This is a genomic window from Pseudomonas mercuritolerans (assembly GCF_025706525.1).
In the GTDB taxonomy this organism is placed as follows: domain Bacteria; phylum Pseudomonadota; class Gammaproteobacteria; order Pseudomonadales; family Pseudomonadaceae; genus Aquipseudomonas; species Aquipseudomonas mercuritolerans.
In genome coordinates, this window is sequence record NZ_JAMSHA010000007.1 from 29,685 (window position 1) to 47,367 (window position 17,683).

The 17,683-nt window shown below is 59.0% G+C and carries 17 protein-coding genes and 1 pseudogene; 12 read left to right on the forward strand and 6 right to left on the reverse strand.

Going from position 1 to position 17,683, the window contains the following annotated elements; genetic code table 11:
- Window positions 1–35: 35 nt before the first annotated feature.
- A complete protein-coding gene (locus ND528_RS19885; protein WP_125916284.1) occupies window positions 36–446 on the reverse strand; it encodes a hypothetical protein in 411 nt (136 codons plus the stop codon).
- Between the two features lie 175 nt (window positions 447–621).
- A complete protein-coding gene (locus ND528_RS19890) occupies window positions 622–933 on the reverse strand; it encodes a hypothetical protein (protein WP_130910133.1) in 312 nt (103 codons plus the stop codon).
- 277 nt (window positions 934–1,210) lie between these two features.
- Between ND528_RS19890 and ND528_RS19895 the strand changes: the two genes are divergently transcribed.
- From ND528_RS19895 to ND528_RS19925, 7 genes and pseudogenes are all read left to right on the forward strand, one after another.
- Window positions 1,211–1,492, forward strand: coding sequence for a hypothetical protein (locus ND528_RS19895; protein WP_130910228.1), 282 nt, complete (start codon window positions 1,211–1,213; stop codon window positions 1,490–1,492).
- A gap of 124 nt (window positions 1,493–1,616) precedes the next feature.
- Window positions 1,617–3,052: pseudogene (locus tag ND528_RS19900) on the forward strand (IS1182 family transposase).
- A 426-nt stretch (window positions 3,053–3,478) separates the two neighbouring features.
- Window positions 3,479–4,036, forward strand: coding sequence for a GTP cyclohydrolase I FolE (gene folE / locus ND528_RS19905; RefSeq protein ID WP_016774771.1), 558 nt, complete (start codon window positions 3,479–3,481; stop codon window positions 4,034–4,036).
- A gap of 45 nt (window positions 4,037–4,081) precedes the next feature.
- Window positions 4,082–4,624, forward strand: a complete 543-nt coding sequence (locus tag ND528_RS19910; protein ID WP_263471004.1) for a DUF3833 domain-containing protein — start codon at window positions 4,082–4,084, stop codon at window positions 4,622–4,624.
- On the forward strand, window positions 4,621–5,331 hold the full coding sequence (locus ND528_RS19915; RefSeq protein ID WP_263471005.1) for an SDR family oxidoreductase: 711 nt from the start codon (window positions 4,621–4,623) through the stop codon (window positions 5,329–5,331). The genes ND528_RS19910 and ND528_RS19915 overlap by 4 nt, the downstream gene beginning before the upstream one ends.
- Window positions 5,332–5,345: 14 nt before the next feature.
- Window positions 5,346–5,651 (forward strand): DUF6482 family protein, encoded by a 306-nt coding sequence (locus tag ND528_RS19920; protein ID WP_016774774.1) that lies wholly within the window; start codon window positions 5,346–5,348, stop codon window positions 5,649–5,651.
- Window positions 5,652–5,777: 126 nt separating this feature from the next.
- The gene (locus tag ND528_RS19925) at window positions 5,778–6,581 is read left to right on the forward strand and encodes a DUF1206 domain-containing protein (protein WP_110600551.1); all 804 of its coding nucleotides are present in this window, start codon (window positions 5,778–5,780) and stop codon (window positions 6,579–6,581) included.
- A gap of 42 nt (window positions 6,582–6,623) precedes the next feature.
- Here the strand turns inward: ND528_RS19925 and ND528_RS19930 are convergent, their stop codons facing one another.
- Window positions 6,624–7,916: an Nramp family divalent metal transporter gene (locus ND528_RS19930; RefSeq protein ID WP_408005051.1), complete on the reverse strand. Its 1,293-nt coding sequence runs from the start codon at window positions 7,914–7,916 to the stop codon at window positions 6,624–6,626.
- 274 nt (window positions 7,917–8,190) lie between these two features.
- Between ND528_RS19930 and ND528_RS19935 the strand changes: the two genes are divergently transcribed.
- The 3 genes from ND528_RS19935 (at window position 8,191) to ND528_RS19945 (ending at window position 11,607) form a co-directional block, all read left to right on the forward strand.
- The gene (locus tag ND528_RS19935; RefSeq protein WP_263471007.1) at window positions 8,191–9,324 is read left to right on the forward strand and encodes a lactonase family protein; all 1,134 of its coding nucleotides are present in this window, start codon (window positions 8,191–8,193) and stop codon (window positions 9,322–9,324) included.
- A gap of 118 nt (window positions 9,325–9,442) precedes the next feature.
- Window positions 9,443–10,684 carry an MFS transporter gene (locus ND528_RS19940; RefSeq protein ID WP_263471008.1) on the forward strand — a complete coding sequence of 414 codons (1,242 nt, stop codon included), beginning with the start codon at window positions 9,443–9,445 and terminating at the stop codon, window positions 10,682–10,684.
- A gap of 146 nt (window positions 10,685–10,830) precedes the next feature.
- Window positions 10,831–11,607 (forward strand): alpha/beta fold hydrolase, encoded by a 777-nt coding sequence (locus ND528_RS19945; protein ID WP_130910948.1) that lies wholly within the window; start codon window positions 10,831–10,833, stop codon window positions 11,605–11,607.
- 27 nt (window positions 11,608–11,634) lie between these two features.
- On the opposite strand, the gene ND528_RS19950 is transcribed toward ND528_RS19945, so the two are convergent.
- Both ND528_RS19950 and ND528_RS19960 read right to left on the reverse strand, forming a co-directional pair.
- Entirely contained in the window at window positions 11,635–12,555 is a 921-nt protein-coding gene (locus ND528_RS19950) for a LysR family transcriptional regulator (protein WP_041480329.1), read from the reverse strand.
- A 366-nt stretch (window positions 12,556–12,921) separates the two neighbouring features.
- Window positions 12,922–13,551: a glutathione S-transferase family protein gene (locus ND528_RS19960; protein ID WP_263471009.1), complete on the reverse strand. Its 630-nt coding sequence runs from the start codon at window positions 13,549–13,551 to the stop codon at window positions 12,922–12,924.
- A gap of 286 nt (window positions 13,552–13,837) precedes the next feature.
- On the opposite strand from ND528_RS19960, the gene ND528_RS19965 reads away from it, so the two are divergent.
- Window positions 13,838–15,889, forward strand: coding sequence for a pyridoxamine 5'-phosphate oxidase family protein (locus tag ND528_RS19965; protein ID WP_263471010.1), 2,052 nt, complete (start codon window positions 13,838–13,840; stop codon window positions 15,887–15,889).
- A gap of 18 nt (window positions 15,890–15,907) precedes the next feature.
- On the forward strand, window positions 15,908–16,120 hold the full coding sequence (locus tag ND528_RS19970; protein ID WP_130910951.1) for a hypothetical protein: 213 nt from the start codon (window positions 15,908–15,910) through the stop codon (window positions 16,118–16,120).
- Here the strand turns inward: ND528_RS19970 and gabP are convergent.
- On the reverse strand, window positions 16,117–17,523 hold the full coding sequence (gabP, locus tag ND528_RS19975; protein ID WP_263471011.1) for a GABA permease: 1,407 nt from the start codon (window positions 17,521–17,523) through the stop codon (window positions 16,117–16,119). The two genes, ND528_RS19970 and gabP, sit on opposite strands and share 4 nt — an antisense overlap.
- Between the last annotated feature and the right edge of the window lie 160 nt (window positions 17,524–17,683).

Here is a 17,683-nt window from a genome sequence, read left to right on the forward strand (position 1 = left end):
CCTGAATGACTGTTTTGGCCGAAAGCAGGCGGGTATTACCTTGTTTCAGCTTCGTCAGGAGGCCAGCTCTCATAGAAAGAGCCGCCTACAGGGATCGGGTTGCCATCCATATGGTATGCGGCCCATGCCAGTACGTGTGCCATGCGTTCGGCAGCAACTGGCGACAGTCCGCAAGATTCTCTGACTTCGTCTAGCCGTACTCGGCAAACATCGAGGTGGCGTCGAACCCCGGAAAATCCACCAAGATAGAGAAAGAACTCGTCGAGAAGGATACCCACGCCTGGAACACCATAGGTGCCGGCCACACCTGGTGCCTCCTCATATAAGGCCTTCACATCATGGCCTTCCAAGGCCGCGACAGCGGTGAGTACCTCGCAAAAAGTATCTTTCATGCTGTTGCTGACCCAGAGGTCATAGCTGTTGCCGATAATGATGGGCGCGCCCATGAGTCTTACTCTGATGTCGATAATGGAATGCTGAAGAAGAGGCGTATTCAGCCATGTAGCCAATTTTCAATAGGCCGTCTCCGCTCCGATTATTATCTTTTGGGGCTGAAAAAGGCCATGCGTGGACGGCTGCTTTTGGCCGGAAGCTGCCTCCCAGGCAGCCAACCGTGAATGGTCACTCGTCAAACAAGGTCCAGCCATGGCAAATGCCGGCAAAGTCTTTTGCCGTAAAAAATAATGTCAGTTCCTTTGGGTCAAATTCTTTGTAGAGCCAATGCCCAGGAATGGGGCCTCTCGTTATCGCGTATTCCAAGCGGTATTTTTGAACAGGTCCAATACCGAAGGAGCGTGAATTCAACTCAAACCTGTCACCTCTGTTGAGCGCCCATAGCTTTTCAACAAGGCAGTCATCAAGCACCACCTCTCCCGCTACCTCAACGAGATACTTTGAATGAAGTTTCTGTTGAAGCCTAACGCTTCTGGCCATGGATCAACCTACCTATGAACAGTCCGAGCCTCGGCACAATAATACTTGACCATGATGATGACCGCTTTGGGTTGAAAAAAGTGCGTTGGGCGTCCGCTTTTGGTCCAGGCTGTGTGAAAACGTCAGCGTCGATAGGGACGGGGCGTCTCTACGTGAAGTCCGTAGATATACGGAATCATCTTCACTGCTCTGGAGGTCAGTTCTTACGACGTTGGTTAAAGGATTTCTTGAGTTCATCGGTATCATTACTCTCGCCCCTCTCAAATCAGGTCATGCCATGAACCAAAACCCTATGGAATCCTGCCCCCGCTGTGGATCGGTCCAACACGTCAGACCAAAGGGAATTCTGATAGGAGCAGCAAGCCCAAAAAAACGCTTCAATGGGGAAGAAAAAGCAGGCTATCAACGCTTGGATCAGCTAGCAGTTGATGAATGCAAGCCTGCCCTTCTGAAAGCAGCGCCGCTGGAGCAGCTGGTTGATGGGTTTTATTGCGATCATTGCGGGGTGGGTTTTGTAACAAGCGAGATTGTACAAGGTGTCGACCGAACATCGCTCTAGAGACGATGACGGGGGTTGTTTAGATCGAAACGGCTTTTCATGACAGGCAGAAGTCGAGCACACCGGGTGAAAACGCCAGTGCTTGTCTAATCTTTTGATCGTCTAGATCGTATCGAGGACGATCATGAAGCGATTCATTGAAGGCGAGGCCCGGACGCAAGTGACTCTGCTGCCGGAGTGCCTGGACGATTACGTAACCGAAGAAAATCCAGTCCGAGTGGTCGACGTTTTCGTCGATGAACTCGACCTGGGCGCACTTGGGTTTGAGGGCGTCGATCCTGCTGCAACGGGTCGTCCGGCCTATCATCCAGCGGTCTTGCTAAAGATCTATATCTACGGCTATCTCAATCGGATTCAGTCCAGTCGCCGGCTTGAGCGTGAGGCCGAGCGCAACGTCGAGTTGATGTGGCTAACGGGGCGTTTGGCCCCGGACTTCAAAACCATTGCCGACTTTCGCAAAGACAACGGCAAAGCCATTCGCAGCGTATGCCGCCAGTTCGTAGTTCTTTGTCGCAACCTCAATCTCTTCTCCCAATCGATCATCGCCATCGACGGCAGCAAATTCAAAGCCGTCAATAATCGCGACCGCAACTTCACTCAGGGCAAGGTGAAGGCACGCATGCAGCAGATCGAGCAGAGCATTGATCGATATCTGGCGGCGATGGATTCGGCGGATCGGGCAACGCCCGAAGTGGCCGAGGCCAAAGCAGAGCGGCTTAAAGAAAAGATAGAAACACTGAAAAAGCAGATGCAGACACTCAAGGACATCGAGGCGCAGCTCCACGAAAGTCCAGACCAGCAGATCTCCCTCACAGGCCCAGATGCACGCTCAATGGCTACGAGCGGCCGAGGCACCGGAACGGTTGGCTGCAACGTACAAACAGCTGTCGACGACAAACACCATCTGATCGTTGCCCATGAGGTGCCAACGTTGGTAATGATCGTGGGCAACTGAGCAATATGGCGAAACAAGCGCGCGAAGAAATCGAGGCTGAATCGCTAACGGTGGTGGCCGACCGAGGCTATTACAAAGGTCTGGAAATCCTTGCTTGCGAGCAAGCCGGCATCACTACCTTCGTACCGAAACACCCCACATCTGGCAGCAAAGCCGAAGGCCGATTTGGTAAGCAGGACTTCATCTATCTTGCGGCGTCGGACGAGTATCGATGCCCTGCGGGACAGTTACTAACCAGGCGGCATTCGTCGATGGAAGACGGCATGTTATTGCATTGTTACTACTTTTCGGGCTGCCAGTCCTGCTCAATGCAAAAGCAATGTACGACGGGTAAGGAGCGCCGTGTGAAGCGCTGGGAACATGAGGCTGTAGTCGACGCGATGCAGGTTCGGCTAGAACATGCCCCGGGGAAGATGAAGGTTCGCCGCCAGACTGTTGAACATCTTTTCGGAACGCTCAAGTACTGCATGGGAAGTACCCACTTCCTGACCAAAACCCTGCCGAGGGTGAGCACTGAGATGAGCCTTCATGTGCTCGCCTACAACCTCAAACGAATGATGAGCATCTTCGGCATCGCAGGACTGCTTGAGGCGATCAGGGCGTGAACCAAGCCGCTTGGCCGTTCGTGAGCGCCTGTTTGGGTCGCTGACGCGGCCCAAACGGCAATACGAACGCCTATGCAACTGATCAAGGAAATTCGCGCTTCCGTCCGCTGATTCCACTGGCACCATCGCGACTTTCAGTTTGCGACGTATTTTGTGCGTTTTCACACAGCCTGGGTCGATAGCTACCATCCGCCACCGGCAGCTATCAGCTGAGACGCCCGTACATCTGGCCCAAGCAAGCCACTCACCAAACCTGGCCCCATGTTTTTCCTGCCTGCAATCCCAAACCCGCACAAAAAAACCACCGATGCGTTGTCAGTTGATCCTTTTCAGCCTATCTTCATAAAACCTATACAGACAACCTGTATGCGTACAACCTTTTCGCCAGACATTGGTCCCGACTCAGCACCGCCACGAGTAACCCGAATGAGCCCACTACTAGCCAGCCATTACCGTGAAATCCTCGTCGGCGTCGGTGAAAACCCGGAACGCGAGGGGTTGCTGGATACGCCCCAGCGCGCCGCCAAGGCGATGCAATACCTGTGCAACGGATACGCGATGAGCCTGGAAGACGTCACCAACGGTGCGCTGTTCGAGTCGCAGAGCGATGAGATGGTGATCGTCAGCGACATCGAGCTCTATTCGCTGTGTGAGCATCACATGCTGCCGTTTATCGGCAAGGCGCATGTGGCGTATATCCCCACTGGCCGGGTGTTGGGGCTTTCGAAGGTGGCGCGGGTGGTCGACATGTTCGCGCGGCGCCTGCAGATCCAGGAAAACCTTACTCGGCAGATTGCTCAGGCGATCCAGCAGATCACCGATGCTGCCGGTGTCGCGGTGGTTATTGAGGCCAGGCACATGTGCATGATGATGCGCGGCGTCGAGAAGCAGAATTCGATCATGACCTCCTCGGTCATGCTCGGTGCCTTTCGCGACAGCTCGACGACGCGGCAGGAATTTCTCCAGCTCATCGGCCGGCGCTAGGCCTATACACAGCCTGTTAATTGTACAAGCACAAGGAGTAGGAAGATGACCCGATTTCTGCTGCTGTTAGGACTGGCGCTCAGCATCGCAAGCTGCGGCAGTGTCGATGTTGCTCGTTACGCGGATCAGCAACCGGCATTGAGTCTGGAGCAGTTTTTCAGCCAGCCCGTCAAAGCCTGGGGCATGTTTCAGAAGCGCAACGGCGAAGTGGTCAAGCGGTTTGAGGTCGATATTGCCAGCCGTCGTGAGGGTGAAAACCTGATCCTCGACGAGCGCTTCCGTTACAGCGACGGCACCCGTGAGCGTCGGGTCTGGACCCTCACTCCCGGGGCCAATGGTCAGTGGAGCGGTCGCGCGCACGATGTGGTCGGGGTTGCGCAGGGCCAGATCGCAGGCAACACCTTCCACTGGCGTTATCGCCTGAACCTGCCAGTTGATGATTCAACCTACGAGATGAGCATGGACGACTGGATGTACCTGGTCGACGAAGACACGTTGATCAACCGCACCCGTATGTCCAAGTGGGGTTTCGAAGTCGGTCAGGTGACGGTGTTCTTCCGGCGCCAGAACGCTGGAGCGAACCCATGAGCAGCGGGTTGACCCTCGCCTCGTTCGGCGACGGTTATCGCGCCTTGGTGATCGGTGCCAGTGGCGCCCTCGGCACGGCGTTCTGCCAACGTTTGAACCAGGATCCACGCTGCGCCAGCGTCCGTGCGCTGGGACGCAAAACTGTGCCGAAGCTCGACCTCGAGCAGCCCGAAACGATCGCCAGCGCCGCCGCCGAACTGGCAGGCGAAGCGCCCTATCACCTGATCATTCACGCGGCCGGCCTGCTCCATCGTGACCGGATCAAGCCGGAAAAAAGCTACAGCGCAATCGAAGCCGAGTCGCTGCAGGCCGTGTTTCAAGTCAACACGCTGGGGCCGGCATTGCTGCTGCGCGACTTTCTGCCATTGCTTGCGCCTCAAGGCGCGATGGCGATGCTGTCGGCGAAAGTCGGCAGCATCGGCGACAACCGTTTGGGCGGCTGGTACGCCTATCGCGCCTCCAAGGCTGCGCTGAACATGCTGATCAAGACCGCCGCCATCGAGCTTTCGCGCACTCGACCGCAGAGCCGTTTGCTCAGTCTGCACCCGGGCACGGTGGTCTCGCCGTTGTCGCAACCTTTTCGCGGAGCCTCGAGCGCCCGCCCGGCAGACATTGCCGCTGCGCAATTACTGAGTCTGATTGACACGCTGACGCCGGCCGATAGCGGCCATTTCTTCGCCTACGATGGAGAACGCCTGCCCTGGTAGGCAAGGAGTGAAGCATGAATCTGCAAACCCTCACCGAACGTGCGGCCAACAGTGAAGTTCGCGAACTGGAGCTGCTGTCACTCGAAGGTGGATTTTATCTGGCGAGAATTCGCGTAGATCAGGGCCAGTTCACCTTGCTCGATGATGCGGCCAAGCCAATGCACCTGCGTTCGATCACCCACCTGCGCGACTTGCTGCAAACCGTGCCGGCGTTTCCCTGCGTGCTGGTGCAGCAATGCGTGCACGACGAAATGTGCGGCCGGGATTCAGGGCCGGTTGAAGAGCTGCGCATTCCATTTTCGCTGACCACGCCGTTATGACGCTGAAGCGAGGCGAGCGCTGAATGGCAGGCTGATAAAGCGCGCATCGCCCACCGGCGACGCATTTATCGAACCCCTGCCCCGTCCACGGGTCTGCTTCACATCGATTCCCTGGAAGTAAACCCCATGTCCACTCAACACACGCTTGTCCTGCTTGCCCGAGGCGGATACGCCGCGCGCGGCGTTCTGTATCTGATCATCGGCATCTTCGCGCTGTTGGCAGCGCACGACTCCACCAAACCGAAAGACAGCCACAAGAGCCTTGAAGCATTGCTCAGCCAGCCCTTCGGCTACGTGCTGATCGGTGTTGTGGTCGCCGGCCTGCTGGCTTTCGCCGCCTGGCGTGCGCTGCAAGCGATCCGCGATGTCGACCACCACGGCACCGAATTCAAAGGCCTGGTCATTCGCGCAGGTCTGCTCGCCGGCGGTCTGGTCAATGCGGCGCTGGCCTTCTTTGCCTTGGGTCTGTTGGTGAGTGGTCTCAGGAGTTCGGGCGGCTCCGGCGATGGCAAGACCAAGGATCTGCTCGCGCAGCTGCTGTCGTTCGAGCATTCGAACCTGTTGATCTACCTGATCGCGCTGATCCCGCTGGGTGTCGGTATCGCCCACATCATCAAAGGCTGGAAGGCCACGTTCGAGAAATACTTCGAAGCGGATGACGAAGTGATGCGTTACGTGCGCCCGGTGTCGCGCTTTGGCTTGATCGCCCGAGGCGTGGTGTTTATCGAGATTGCAGTGTTGATGGCGGTCAGTGGCTCGGTTTACCAGGCAACCAATCCACCCGGCATGAAGGAAGCACTGGATGCTTTGCAGAATCTGCCGGCAGGCGGCGTGCTGTTGATGCTGATGGCGTTGGGGCTGATCGCGTTTTCGGTGTACAGCTTTTCCGAAGCGGCCTGGCGCCGGATCGAAATGGATGTGCCGTTGTAAGCGGCGATTCGAGGGGGCGTTTGCCCCCTCGACTGCTTCCCGTCAAGTAAACAGATCAACGCCCAACTGGAACGCTACCCATAGCGCCAGACCTGTAGCAAACATCAGCGCGATGTTTTCAAACAGGTTGTTGCGGTACTGCTTTTCCAGCAGCGATTTCTGGTTGGACATGATCAGCAAGCCCAGGGAAATCACCGGCAAACCAATGATGTTCAATGCGCTGACACCAATGGTCAGGGTGACGAAATCCGGCATGCCCGGCATCGACCAGATCAGCGGCGTGACCAGAATGAACAGCATGAACCACTTGTGCATCGGGTCGTGATGGAACTCTTTACCGTACTTCTCGCGACGCTCAGGACGAACATGCTGGAAGGCATCGGTGATCAGCATCGGAAACGCCGTGGTCTTGCCTGAAATACTGGCGAACAGCGTCGCGAACACACCGATGAAGAACACGTACCAGCCGATCGGGCCGAAGAAGATTTCCAGCGCCTTGCCCAGATCGCCCAAGGTTTTCACCTCGATGCCGTTGGGACGGAGGATTTCCGCGCCAACAATCCAGATCGCCAGGTTGATGATGATCCCGACGAACACCGCAAACAGCAGATCGTTACGTTGAATGCGCTTGTGCTGCGGCCCGGTCCAGCCTTTCTGGCGCATGACATAGGGATGCACGAAGTTGGCGATCGAGCCGGCAACCGCACCGATCACTGAAACCGCCACCAGCAACGCACCATGCACGCCTTCGTCCGGCGGAATGCTGAAGCCGATGGTGCCTTTAATGATGCCGCTGACATCCGGGCCGGACATCACCGCCAGGGCGATGAACGCCAGGGTCATGATCGCCAGCAGCAGCTTCATCACGCCTTCGATCATCGTGTAGATGTTGCGCCCGACCAGCATCCAGACCGCCAGCACCACTGCCACCGAGCACAGCAATGGCTGATCGATCTTGAACAGCATCGCCAGCGACTCCCCTGCCCCCTTGATCATGTAGGCGTTCATCAAGTGCCCCATCAACAGGGCATAAACCAGCATGAACCAGGCAAACACCGGGTTGAGCTGGGCGTAGCCCTGAAGAATGGTCATGCCCTGGTTATTGCACAGCTGGAACCGGGCAATGATGTTGACGATCAGGTATCTAAGCAACAGCGAGACCGCCAGCACCCACATCATCGCGTAGCCGTAATTCGCACCGGCCACTGAAGACGTGATGAGATCGCCCGCACCGAGCCACGACAGCACGGCGATAATGCCGGGGCCGAGCAGTTTCAGCGTACGCAGGAACAGGTTTTGCGGTTTCGCAGCGGCCTGATGATCGAGTGGAGCCATGCTCGTCATAGGGGTATCTCCGTTATTGTTTTTGTGAGAGTTGTTGCACTGCGCACATTAGGTAGGATGTCGTACAACAACGCTAACGGGAGAGTATGTAAAAATGTGTCAAACCTCAATCACGACCACCCTCTCCGATCATTTCCGCTGATCAAAATCATCTAGAACAAGCATGTCAAATAAGCGTAGCGACGTTACAGGCCCCCGAAATAGCCATTGATGCCCCAGCCAATCACTCATAGGATGACTGATCACAACAACAATAAGGCTGGAAATGATGAAAGGAACGCTATTGATCGCTGCGCTCGCCTCCTCGTTGAGCGTGACGGCTAACGCCGCTACTTACGCTTACATCTCAAGCCCAGGCGACGGTCTGATCTCGCAATATCGCCTTGACCAGAGCAACGGCGCACTCACCCTCGTTGAGCAGATCCAGGCCGGCGACCAGGTCAATCCCATGGCCCTCACCCCGGACGGCAAAGTGCTGTTTGCAGCGTTGCGGGTCAAGCCTTTCCAGGTGCTGGGCTATCGGATCGACTCCAAAAGCGGTCATCTGACAAAGTTTACCCAAGCGCCCCTGGCAGAGAGCATGGCCTACCTGTCGACCGATCGAAAAGGTCGCTACCTGCTCGCGGCGTCCTACGGCGCCGATACCCTCAGCGTTCAAAAGATCGGCGAGGATCATCAACCTTCCGCCAACATCCTGCGTTATCCGACCGGCCTGCACGCGCATTCGATTCGCACCGAGCCGAGCAATCGCTTTGCCTACGCCGGCAACCTGGGCACCGACAAGGTGCTGCAATATCGCCTGGACGCCAAGACTGGCGAGCTCAGCCCGATCGGCAGCGGCTCGGTCAGTGTTCCGGATAAAACCGGCCCCCGGCACCTGGCGTTCTCGCCGAACGGCAAATTCCTTTACGTCGTCGGTGAAATGAGCGGCACCGTGACGGCGTTTTCGATCGACGAGGCCAGCGGCGCGTTGACCCGCATCGCTGAAGCCAATGGCATTCCCGAGCGATTGAAACTGGCCCACGGCGAAGTCCGTGATGCGCGCAACAACGACTTGAAAGACGATCCGACCCCGCGCATCTGGGCTGCCGACCTGCGCATGTCGCCGGATGGAAAACTGCTGCTGATGAGTGAGCGCACCAGCAGCAGCGTTTCGGCATTTGCCGTGGATCCGGCAACCGGAGGACTGAAGTTCCTCGATAACTACTCAGTGCAGGAACAACAACCACGCAATATCGCCTTCTCCCCCGATGGCCGCTGGCTGCTGGTGACGGGCGAGAAAAGCGCCAAGGTCGGTACGTACGCGGTGAGCAAGGATGGCGCGCTGAAGCGTGTCGGTGAAGCGGCGTCCGGCAAAGGCGCATTGTGGATCGAGATACTGCAAACGCCTGACGCATGAATATCTGCGGAGCAGCAACTGCTCCGCAGCCCTGCAACTAATCCCCCGCCGCTTCGGTCATTAGGTTTGCCGAGGTTGATTCACTTACGCAGACCTCCCGTTCAAGAGACTGCCCAACGTGATCAGCCATCTCGATCGCCGCAACAATCGCTCGCTGGACAGTCTGAATTTCTTTCTCGCCGATGTCCGCGACGGCCTCGGGCCGTACCTCGCCATCTACTTGCTCGCCGTGCACCACTGGGACCCGGCCAGCATCGGTGTGGTCATGACTCTCGCCGGTATCGCCGCGCTGGTCACGCAGACGCCCGCTGGTGCGCTGGTTGACAGCAGCCGGGCGAAACGTGCGCTGATCATCATCGCCGCGCTGTTGGTGACGGTGAGTTGTCTGCTCCTGCCGTTCATTTCGTCATTCAGTCTGGTGGCGTTGACCCAAGCCTTGAGCGCGGCGGCAGCATCTATTTTTGCCCCGGCCATTTCCGCGATCACCCTGGGCATCACCGGCCCGCGAGCATTCACCCGGCGTACAGGTCGCAACGAAACGTTCAACCATGCCGGCAACGCGTGCGCGGCGCTGTTGGCCGGTTTGTTTGCGTATCTGTTCGGTCCGGTGGCGGTGTTTTATCTGATGGCGGTCATGGCGCTGGCCAGTGTGATTGCCGTGCTGTTCGTTTCGGCAGAAGCGATAGATCACGACGTCGCGCGCGGTTTGCAGCCTGGCGATCAAAGCCATCAGCCGTCCGGATTCAAGGTACTGCTGAGCAATCGCCCGTTGCTGATGTTTGCCCTGTGCTGCGCGCTGTTTCACTTGGCCAACGCGGCGATGCTGCCGCTGGTGAGCCAGAAACTCGCCCAAGCCAACTTGCACATGGCCACGCCGCTGACGTCGGCGTGCATCGTCGCAGCCCAACTGGTGATGGTGCCGATGGCGCTGCTGGCCGGTGCGAAAGCCGATGTCTGGGGACGCAAACCGTTATTGCTGGCGGGTTTTCTGATCCTGCCGCTGCGTGGCTTGCTCTACACCTTCTCGGATGATCCGTACTGGCTGGTCGCCGTGCAGCTGCTCGACGGCGTCGGCGCTGGGCTGTTCGGCGCGCTGTTCCCGGTGATGGTCAAGGATCTGACCCTCGGCTCCGGGCATTTCAATGTCAGCCTCGGCGCGCTGACCACAGCGTTTGGTCTGGGCGCGGCGCTGAGCAATGGGCTGGCCGGATTTGTCGTCGAGGCCGCCGGTTACAGCGCAGCGTTCCTGACTCTTGCCGGAGTTGCGGCGGCGGCGTTTCTGCTGCTGTTGATCGGTGTTCCGGAAACGCTGCAGCGGACTGACAAGTTCGAGTCCGCTGCACTGCTGAGCCAAAACTGAGCGGTTTGTATCAGCATGTAGCTTTTGCCGACACTGATACACACGCATGCGAAGTTCAGTCTTGCGCACACAGAACTGACACATTTAGCGCGCTAAATACCCCTGTCGCTTCCATTCCTACCTTAACCAATCGACAGGACATCACCATGAACAAAGTCTTCGCTACCCTCGCCCTCACCGCTGCCATGTTCGGCGCCACCGCTGCGTTCGCCGCACCGGTTAAACCTACCGTGGTGCTGGTGCACGGTGCCTTTGCCGATTCGAGCAGCTGGAACGGCGTGGTCAAGATTCTCGAGAAGGATGGCTACCCGGTGATCGCCGCCGCCAACCCGCTGCGCTCGGTCAAGGGTGATGCGCAATCGGTGGCGGATGTGCTGGCCAGCGTGAAAACTCCGGTGGTGTTGGTCGGGCACTCGTACGGTGGCCCGGTGATCAGCGAAGCCGCTTACGGCAATTCCAATGTCAAAGCGCTGGTGTACGTCGCCGCGTTCGCCCCGGAAAAGGGCGAAACCGCAGCCGAATTGTCCGGCCGTTTCCCTGGCAGCACCCTTGGCCCGACCCTGTCGGCCCCGGTTGAGCTGGCCGATGGTGGCAAGGATTTGTACATCCAGCAGGACAAATTCCATGAGCAGTTCGCTGCCGATGTTTCCCTGGCAGATGCGAAGCTGATGGCCGCCACGCAACGCCCGGTGACCGTCGCCGCGCTCAACGAAGCCGCCACCGAGCCTGCATGGAAAACCGTGCCGTCGTACTTCGTCTACGGTGACCAGGACAAGAACATCCCGGCGCAAGCCCTGGCGTTCATGGCCGAGCGCGCGCATTCCAAGCAGACCGTCGTGGTCAAAGGCGCGTCGCACGTGGTGATGGTGTCCAATCCGAAAGCCGTTGCCAGCCTGATCGAAACCGCTGCGGCCGCAAAGTGATCCAGCGCTGAGTTGAACCTTGAAGCCTTAGCCGTGAACCCTGTTCACGGCTTTCAACGCTGGGTGGTGTTGCAGCCGCTCGCTGAGAAAATCCACAAACGTGCGCACCTTCGCCGGTACGCGCGGATGTTTCAGATAGACCAGTTGCACAGGTAACGCCGGCGGCTCAAAGGCCTCCAGCACCAATTCCAGTTCACCGGCCGCAACCTGGCTGGCGACTTGATAAGACAGCACCCGGGTAATGCCCCAACCGGAACTGGCGATGTTGATCGCCGCCTGATTCGCCGTGACCACCAGACGCGGCTCGAAGCGAAAACTCAACGGGCCATCGGCATGGGCGAATTGCCAATCGCTGAGCAAATGACTGGCGGACGACATGACGATATTGGCGCGGCTCAGCTCGTTCGGATGTTGCGGTCGGCCATAGCGGGCGAAGTAATCGGGGGTGCCGCAGATCACTTGGCGGACCTCGCCGACCTTGATTGCATGCTGATTGTTTTCGTGCAGATGGCCGATGCGTACGGCGACATCGATACCCTCTTCCGCCATGTTCACCACGCGATCGACCAGCAAGGCCTTCAGATGCACCGAAGGAAACGCGTCGACGTATTGCGCCAGCAACGGCGCGATGAACAACTCGCCAAACAACACCGACGCGGTCACGCTCAAATGCCCGCACGGCACCCGATAACTGCCGGCGGCCGCCTCCTCGGCTTCGTCGACGTCGCACAGAATTCTTCGGCAATCGTCCAGATAACGATGCCCGGCTTCGGTCAGGTGCAGGCTGCGCGTGGTGCGCGACAACAGGCGCGTGCCGATGCGTTGTTCCAGCGCGGCAATGGCACGGGTGACGCTGGGTGGCGAGGTGTTCAAACGCCGCGCCGCCGCCGCAAAGCCACCCTCCTCGGCCACGGCCAGGAACATGCGCATTTCCTGAAAACGATCCATAGGCGAGAACCTGTAAAAAACCTCGAAAACACAGTGAAATCATGTGGGAGCGAGCCTGCTCGCGAAAGCGGTGTGTCATTCAACTCTGATGTTGACTGACAGAAAGCCTTCGCGAGCAGGCTCGCTCCCACAGGGGTTGGTGTACACAGTTAAATTTGGGCAATGCTTCAACTCCCGCCAGTACGCCCGGACATTCGGATATTCCTTCAGCGAGACATTGTCTTCCAATACGTGGATGGCACAGTTGACGCAAAACCTGTGGGAGCGAGCCTGCTCGCGAAGGCTTCCGGTCAGTCAATCATTGCTGAATGACCCTCCGCTATCGCGGGCAAGCCCGCTCCCACAAGGTTTCGGCGTGTGCTGATATCAAGCGCTTTGCAGGCCCACCGCTGTGCGCTGCATGCCGACGAATTTCGGCAGCGCCTCGACCCGCCCGAGCCACGCCCGCACGTTCGGGTATTCATCCAGCGAAACATTGCCTTCCGGTGCGTGGGCGACGTAAGTGTAGGCGGCGACATCGGCGACAGTTGCCTTGTCGCCGGCAAGGAATGTGCTGTTGGCCAGCTCGTCTTCCATCACTTGCAATAAAGCGTGGGAACGCTTGATCGCATCAGCCGCGTCGTAACCGGCGCCGAACACAGTGATCAGGCGCGCCGTGGCAGGACCCGAGCTGATCTGCCCGGCGGCCACCGATAACCAGCGTTGCACCTTGGCTTGCTCGACCGGATCGCTCGACAGCCACTGGCCGTTGCCGTATTTGCTCGCCAGATAAACCAGAATGCCGTTGGAATCAGCGAGCACCGTGCCGTTGTCGTCAATCACCGGCACTTGGCCGAAACGGTTGAGAGCAAGAAATTCAGGGGTTTTGTGTGCGCCCTTCATCAGGTCGACGAACACCAGTTCGGTCGGCACATCCAGCAGGGACAACATCAACTCGACGCGATGCGAGTGGCCGGACAACGGATGGCGGTACAGTTTGACGGCTGACTGGGACATGACGTGCTCCTGGATTATTTGAGGTCGACCCGCTGATCGTGTCGATGGGGCTCATCCTGCTCCCCTGCCGCAAATCGCGGAATCCTCAGCAAATACAATCGAGCATTTCAGCCAGTGAAATAATCACCCGCCTCCTTAGGCGCGCGCAGGGATCATTTCACCGAGTGAAACAGTGGATTGCAGTTTCTGGCCATTCCCTCGCAACCAGCCGGGGGCGAACATGAGCCCAACTTGAGCTTCAGCCCCTGGCGGCTCACCGGCCCGTTTGCACCCGAGGAGAATCGAAATGGACACAGCGTCGAAACCGCAGCCCTCGCCCTGGCATGAAGGTGAGCTGACCCTGCAACGTGCCGTCGGCGCGGTGGAAATGATGGTCGGCGTCGGCCAGCGGCAACTGGCCCGCGACTGGATGCCGGACCAGCACCGCGAGTTCTATGCGCAACTGCCCTTCGTCGTGCTCGGCGCCGTCGACAGCCAGGGCGATCCGTGGGCGACGCTGCGCACCGGTCAACCGGGGTTCATGGATTCGCCGTCACCAGAGGTTCTGAGGATCAAACTCGACGCGCAGCCCAACGACCCGGCCAATCAAGGCCTGCAACCCGGCGATGCGATCGGCATGCTCGGCATCGAGCTGCACACCCGTCGGCGCAATCGCATGAACGGCAATATCAGCCGCCGCAAGGACGACAGCCTCGAGATCAGCGTGACCCAGGCTTACGGCAACTGCCCGCGCTACATCAACCTGCGCCATTACGCCTTCGTCGAAGAGACCACCGACAACGCGCTCGACTTGCCGGTCAGCGAACCCTTGGTGCGCGACATGATCACCGCCGCTGACTCGTTCTACGTGGCCACTTACGTGGTGCGCGACGGCGAGCGCCAAGTCGATGTGTCCCATCGCGGTGGCAAATCCGGCTTCGTGCATATGGACGAAGACGGCACCCTGACCATCCCGGATTTCTCCGGCAATCTGTTCTTCAACACCTTGGGCAACATCCTGCTCAACCCGCGCGCCGGGCTGACCTTTATCGATTTCGAAAGCGGCGATCTGTTGCAGATGACCGGCAGCGCAGAAGTGCTGCTCGACGATCCGCAAATCGCCGCGTTCCAGGGCGCCGAGCGGCTGTGGCGCTTCAAGCCGCAGCGCATCGTTTACCGTCAGGCCGCGCTGCCACTGCGCTGGGCCGAGCAGCCGGAAGGCGATTCACCCAATTCGCAAATGACCGGCAGCTGGGAACAGACCCGCGAGCGTTTGCAGGCCGAGGCGCTGCGCAATCAATGGCGCGCGCTGCACGTCACGCGGGTGGTCGATGAGAGTCCGCAGATCCGCTCCTTTTACCTGCAAGCCAACGACGGCTTCGGCCTGCCGCGCTTCGAACCGGGCCAGCACTTGCCGATCAAGGTTTTGCTCGACGGTCAGGACGCCGCGTCGATCCGCACCTACAGCGTGTCCAGCGCACCGTCGGACGAGTTTCTGCGCATCAGCGTCAAACGCGACGGCTCGGTGTCTTCGCATCTGCATGATCGGGTCCAGGCACTGGACTTGATCGAAGCCCGCGCGCCGCAAGGCGATTTCACCGTCGACGCCACCGAACGCCGGCCACTGGTGCTGTTGGCCGCAGGGGTTGGGGTGACGCCGTTGCTGTCGATGCTGCGCGAGGTGGTCTACCAGGGCAAACGCATCAGCCGCATGCGCCCGACCTGGGTGGTGCAAAGCAGTCGCACCGTCGAGGATCTGGCCTTTCGCGAAGAAATCGACGCCTTGGCTGCGCGCGCGGGTGACAAGGTCAAGGTGCTGCGCGTGGTCAGCCAGCCGCCGCTGGACGCAACAGCGCAGGGTTACGATCACGCCGGGCGCATCGACATCGCCTTGCTGAAAGGCCTGCTGCCGCTGGATGACTACGATTTCTACCTGTGCGGCCCGGGCAGCTTCACTCAGGCGCTGTACGACGGCTTGCGCAAAATGCGTATTCCCGATGATCGCATCCACGCCGAAACCTTCGGCCCGTCGACGCTGATCCGCGATGTCGAAATCAGCACCCCGGCGCCGCCGCAAGTGCCGGTCGCGGAAGAACCGGTCAAGGTGTTGTTCGCCACGTCCGGCAAGGAAGCACGCTGGGAACCGGGCAGCGGCACCTTGCTGGAACTGGCGGAGGCACGTGGTCTGAATCCGGAATTCAGCTGCCGCGGCGGTTCGTGCGGCACTTGCAAAACCCGCCTGAGCAGCGGCCAGGTGCATTACCTCACCCCGCCGGCCATGCGCCTGGCGGACGACGAAGTGCTGATCTGCTGCGCCGCCCCGGCGCAGGGCAGCGACACCTTGGTGCTGGACGTTTGAATTTTGAGGAGGTGTGCCATGAATTCGTTTGCCGAAACCACCGTTGTTTGGCCGCAGGAGAAAACCGGACTGTCAGCCAGCGAGTGCGAGCGCAGCTTCTTGCTGCCGCAATTGATGGGCTCGCTCGCTGGTGAAGCCTGCGCGATGACTGGCTCACTCAATCAACGCGAGGATCTGCCCACGAGCCCGAACGGCTGGTTTTTCCGTGGGCTCAAGGCGCTGTGTGCTTAGGCTTTGCTCGCAGCCGCCACTCTGCCCGCCGGCCGATGCTGGCGGCTGGTGGCCAATCCGATGAACGAGATCAACAGCGCCAGGCCAATCGTCGAGCTCACTTCCATGCGATGTTCAGGGGTGATCATCATCACTGCCAACGCCGCGCAGATGAAAGCGATGACCAGCCAGGTGAGCCACGGAAACAGCCACATGCGCAAGGTCATTTCGACCTTTTCCCGTTCCAGCCGACGGCGCATGCGCAACTGCGAAATGGCGATCACCAGATACACCAGCAAGGCGATTGCGCCGGAGCTGGCGAGCAGGAACTGGAACAACCCGGCCGGCATGAAGTAGCTGAGCAACGTTACGCCTGCGCCGATCACCGTGCTGGCAATGACCGCCGCACGTGGCACGCCGGCCGCCGAAGTCACCTTCAATGCCGGCGGCGCATCGCCGCGTCGGCCCAGCGAATAGAGCATGCGCGAGGAAATGTAGATCGACGAGTTCATGCAACTGGCCACCGCGATCAACACCACAACGTCGACGAGAAATTTGGCGTTGGGGATGTTCATCAGTTCCAGTGCGCGCTGGTAGGAACCGACCGAGGCAAGTTGCGGGTCGTTCCATGGCACCACGGAAATCACCACGAAGATCGACAGCAGATAGAAAATGCCGATGCGCCAGATCACCGAGCGCGTGGCCTTGGCGATGTTCTGCGCCGGATTGTTCGATTCCGCAGCGGCAATGGTCACCGCTTCGGTGCCGATGAAACTGAACATGATGGTGATGAACGCGCCGACCACTGCCGACATGCCGTTGGGCGCAAAGCCGCCGTGCTCGGCCATCAGCGTGCTCAAGCCACTGGCTTCACGCTCGGGAATCCAGCCTATCAGCACCGCAAAGCCCAAGCCGATGAAACCGATGATCGCGATGACCTTGGCCATGGCGAACCAGAATTCGAACTCGCCGTATTTCGACACGCTGAACAGGTTGGTAATCACCAGCAGCACGATCGACAGCAAGGCGAACAACCACGCATCGACCTGGGGAAACCACTGGTTGAGCACGTGCCCGGCGGCCAAGGCTTCAATGGGAATCACCAGCACCCAGAACCACCAGTAGAGCCAGCCGATAGTGAAGCCGGCCCAGCGGCCAATGGCTTGATCGGCGTAGGTGGAAAACGAGCCGGTGTCGGGATGCGCCACGGCCATTTCGCCGAGCATGCGCATGACCAGCACGACCAGCAGACCGGAGAACAGATAAGCGAGCAGCACCGCAGGTCCTGCGGCGGCGATGGCGTGGCCTGAGCCAACGAAAAGTCCTGCGCCGATGATGCCGGCAATGGAAAGCATGGTGACGTGACGCGGTTTGAAACCTTGCGCCAACTGACCGTTGGAGTCCTTGGGGTTCAGGCTAGTCATGGGTTCTTATTGTTCTCATGATCGACGTTTGGGCCACTGACTGAGCGTCAGGCGATCATCATTTCCGGTGTCGGCATCAGGCGAAAGCTGCGACGCAGACGCTTTTCCGACGAAATGATGCTTCACCTTACGTGGCCCGACCGCCGCGCAACTAGCCTGA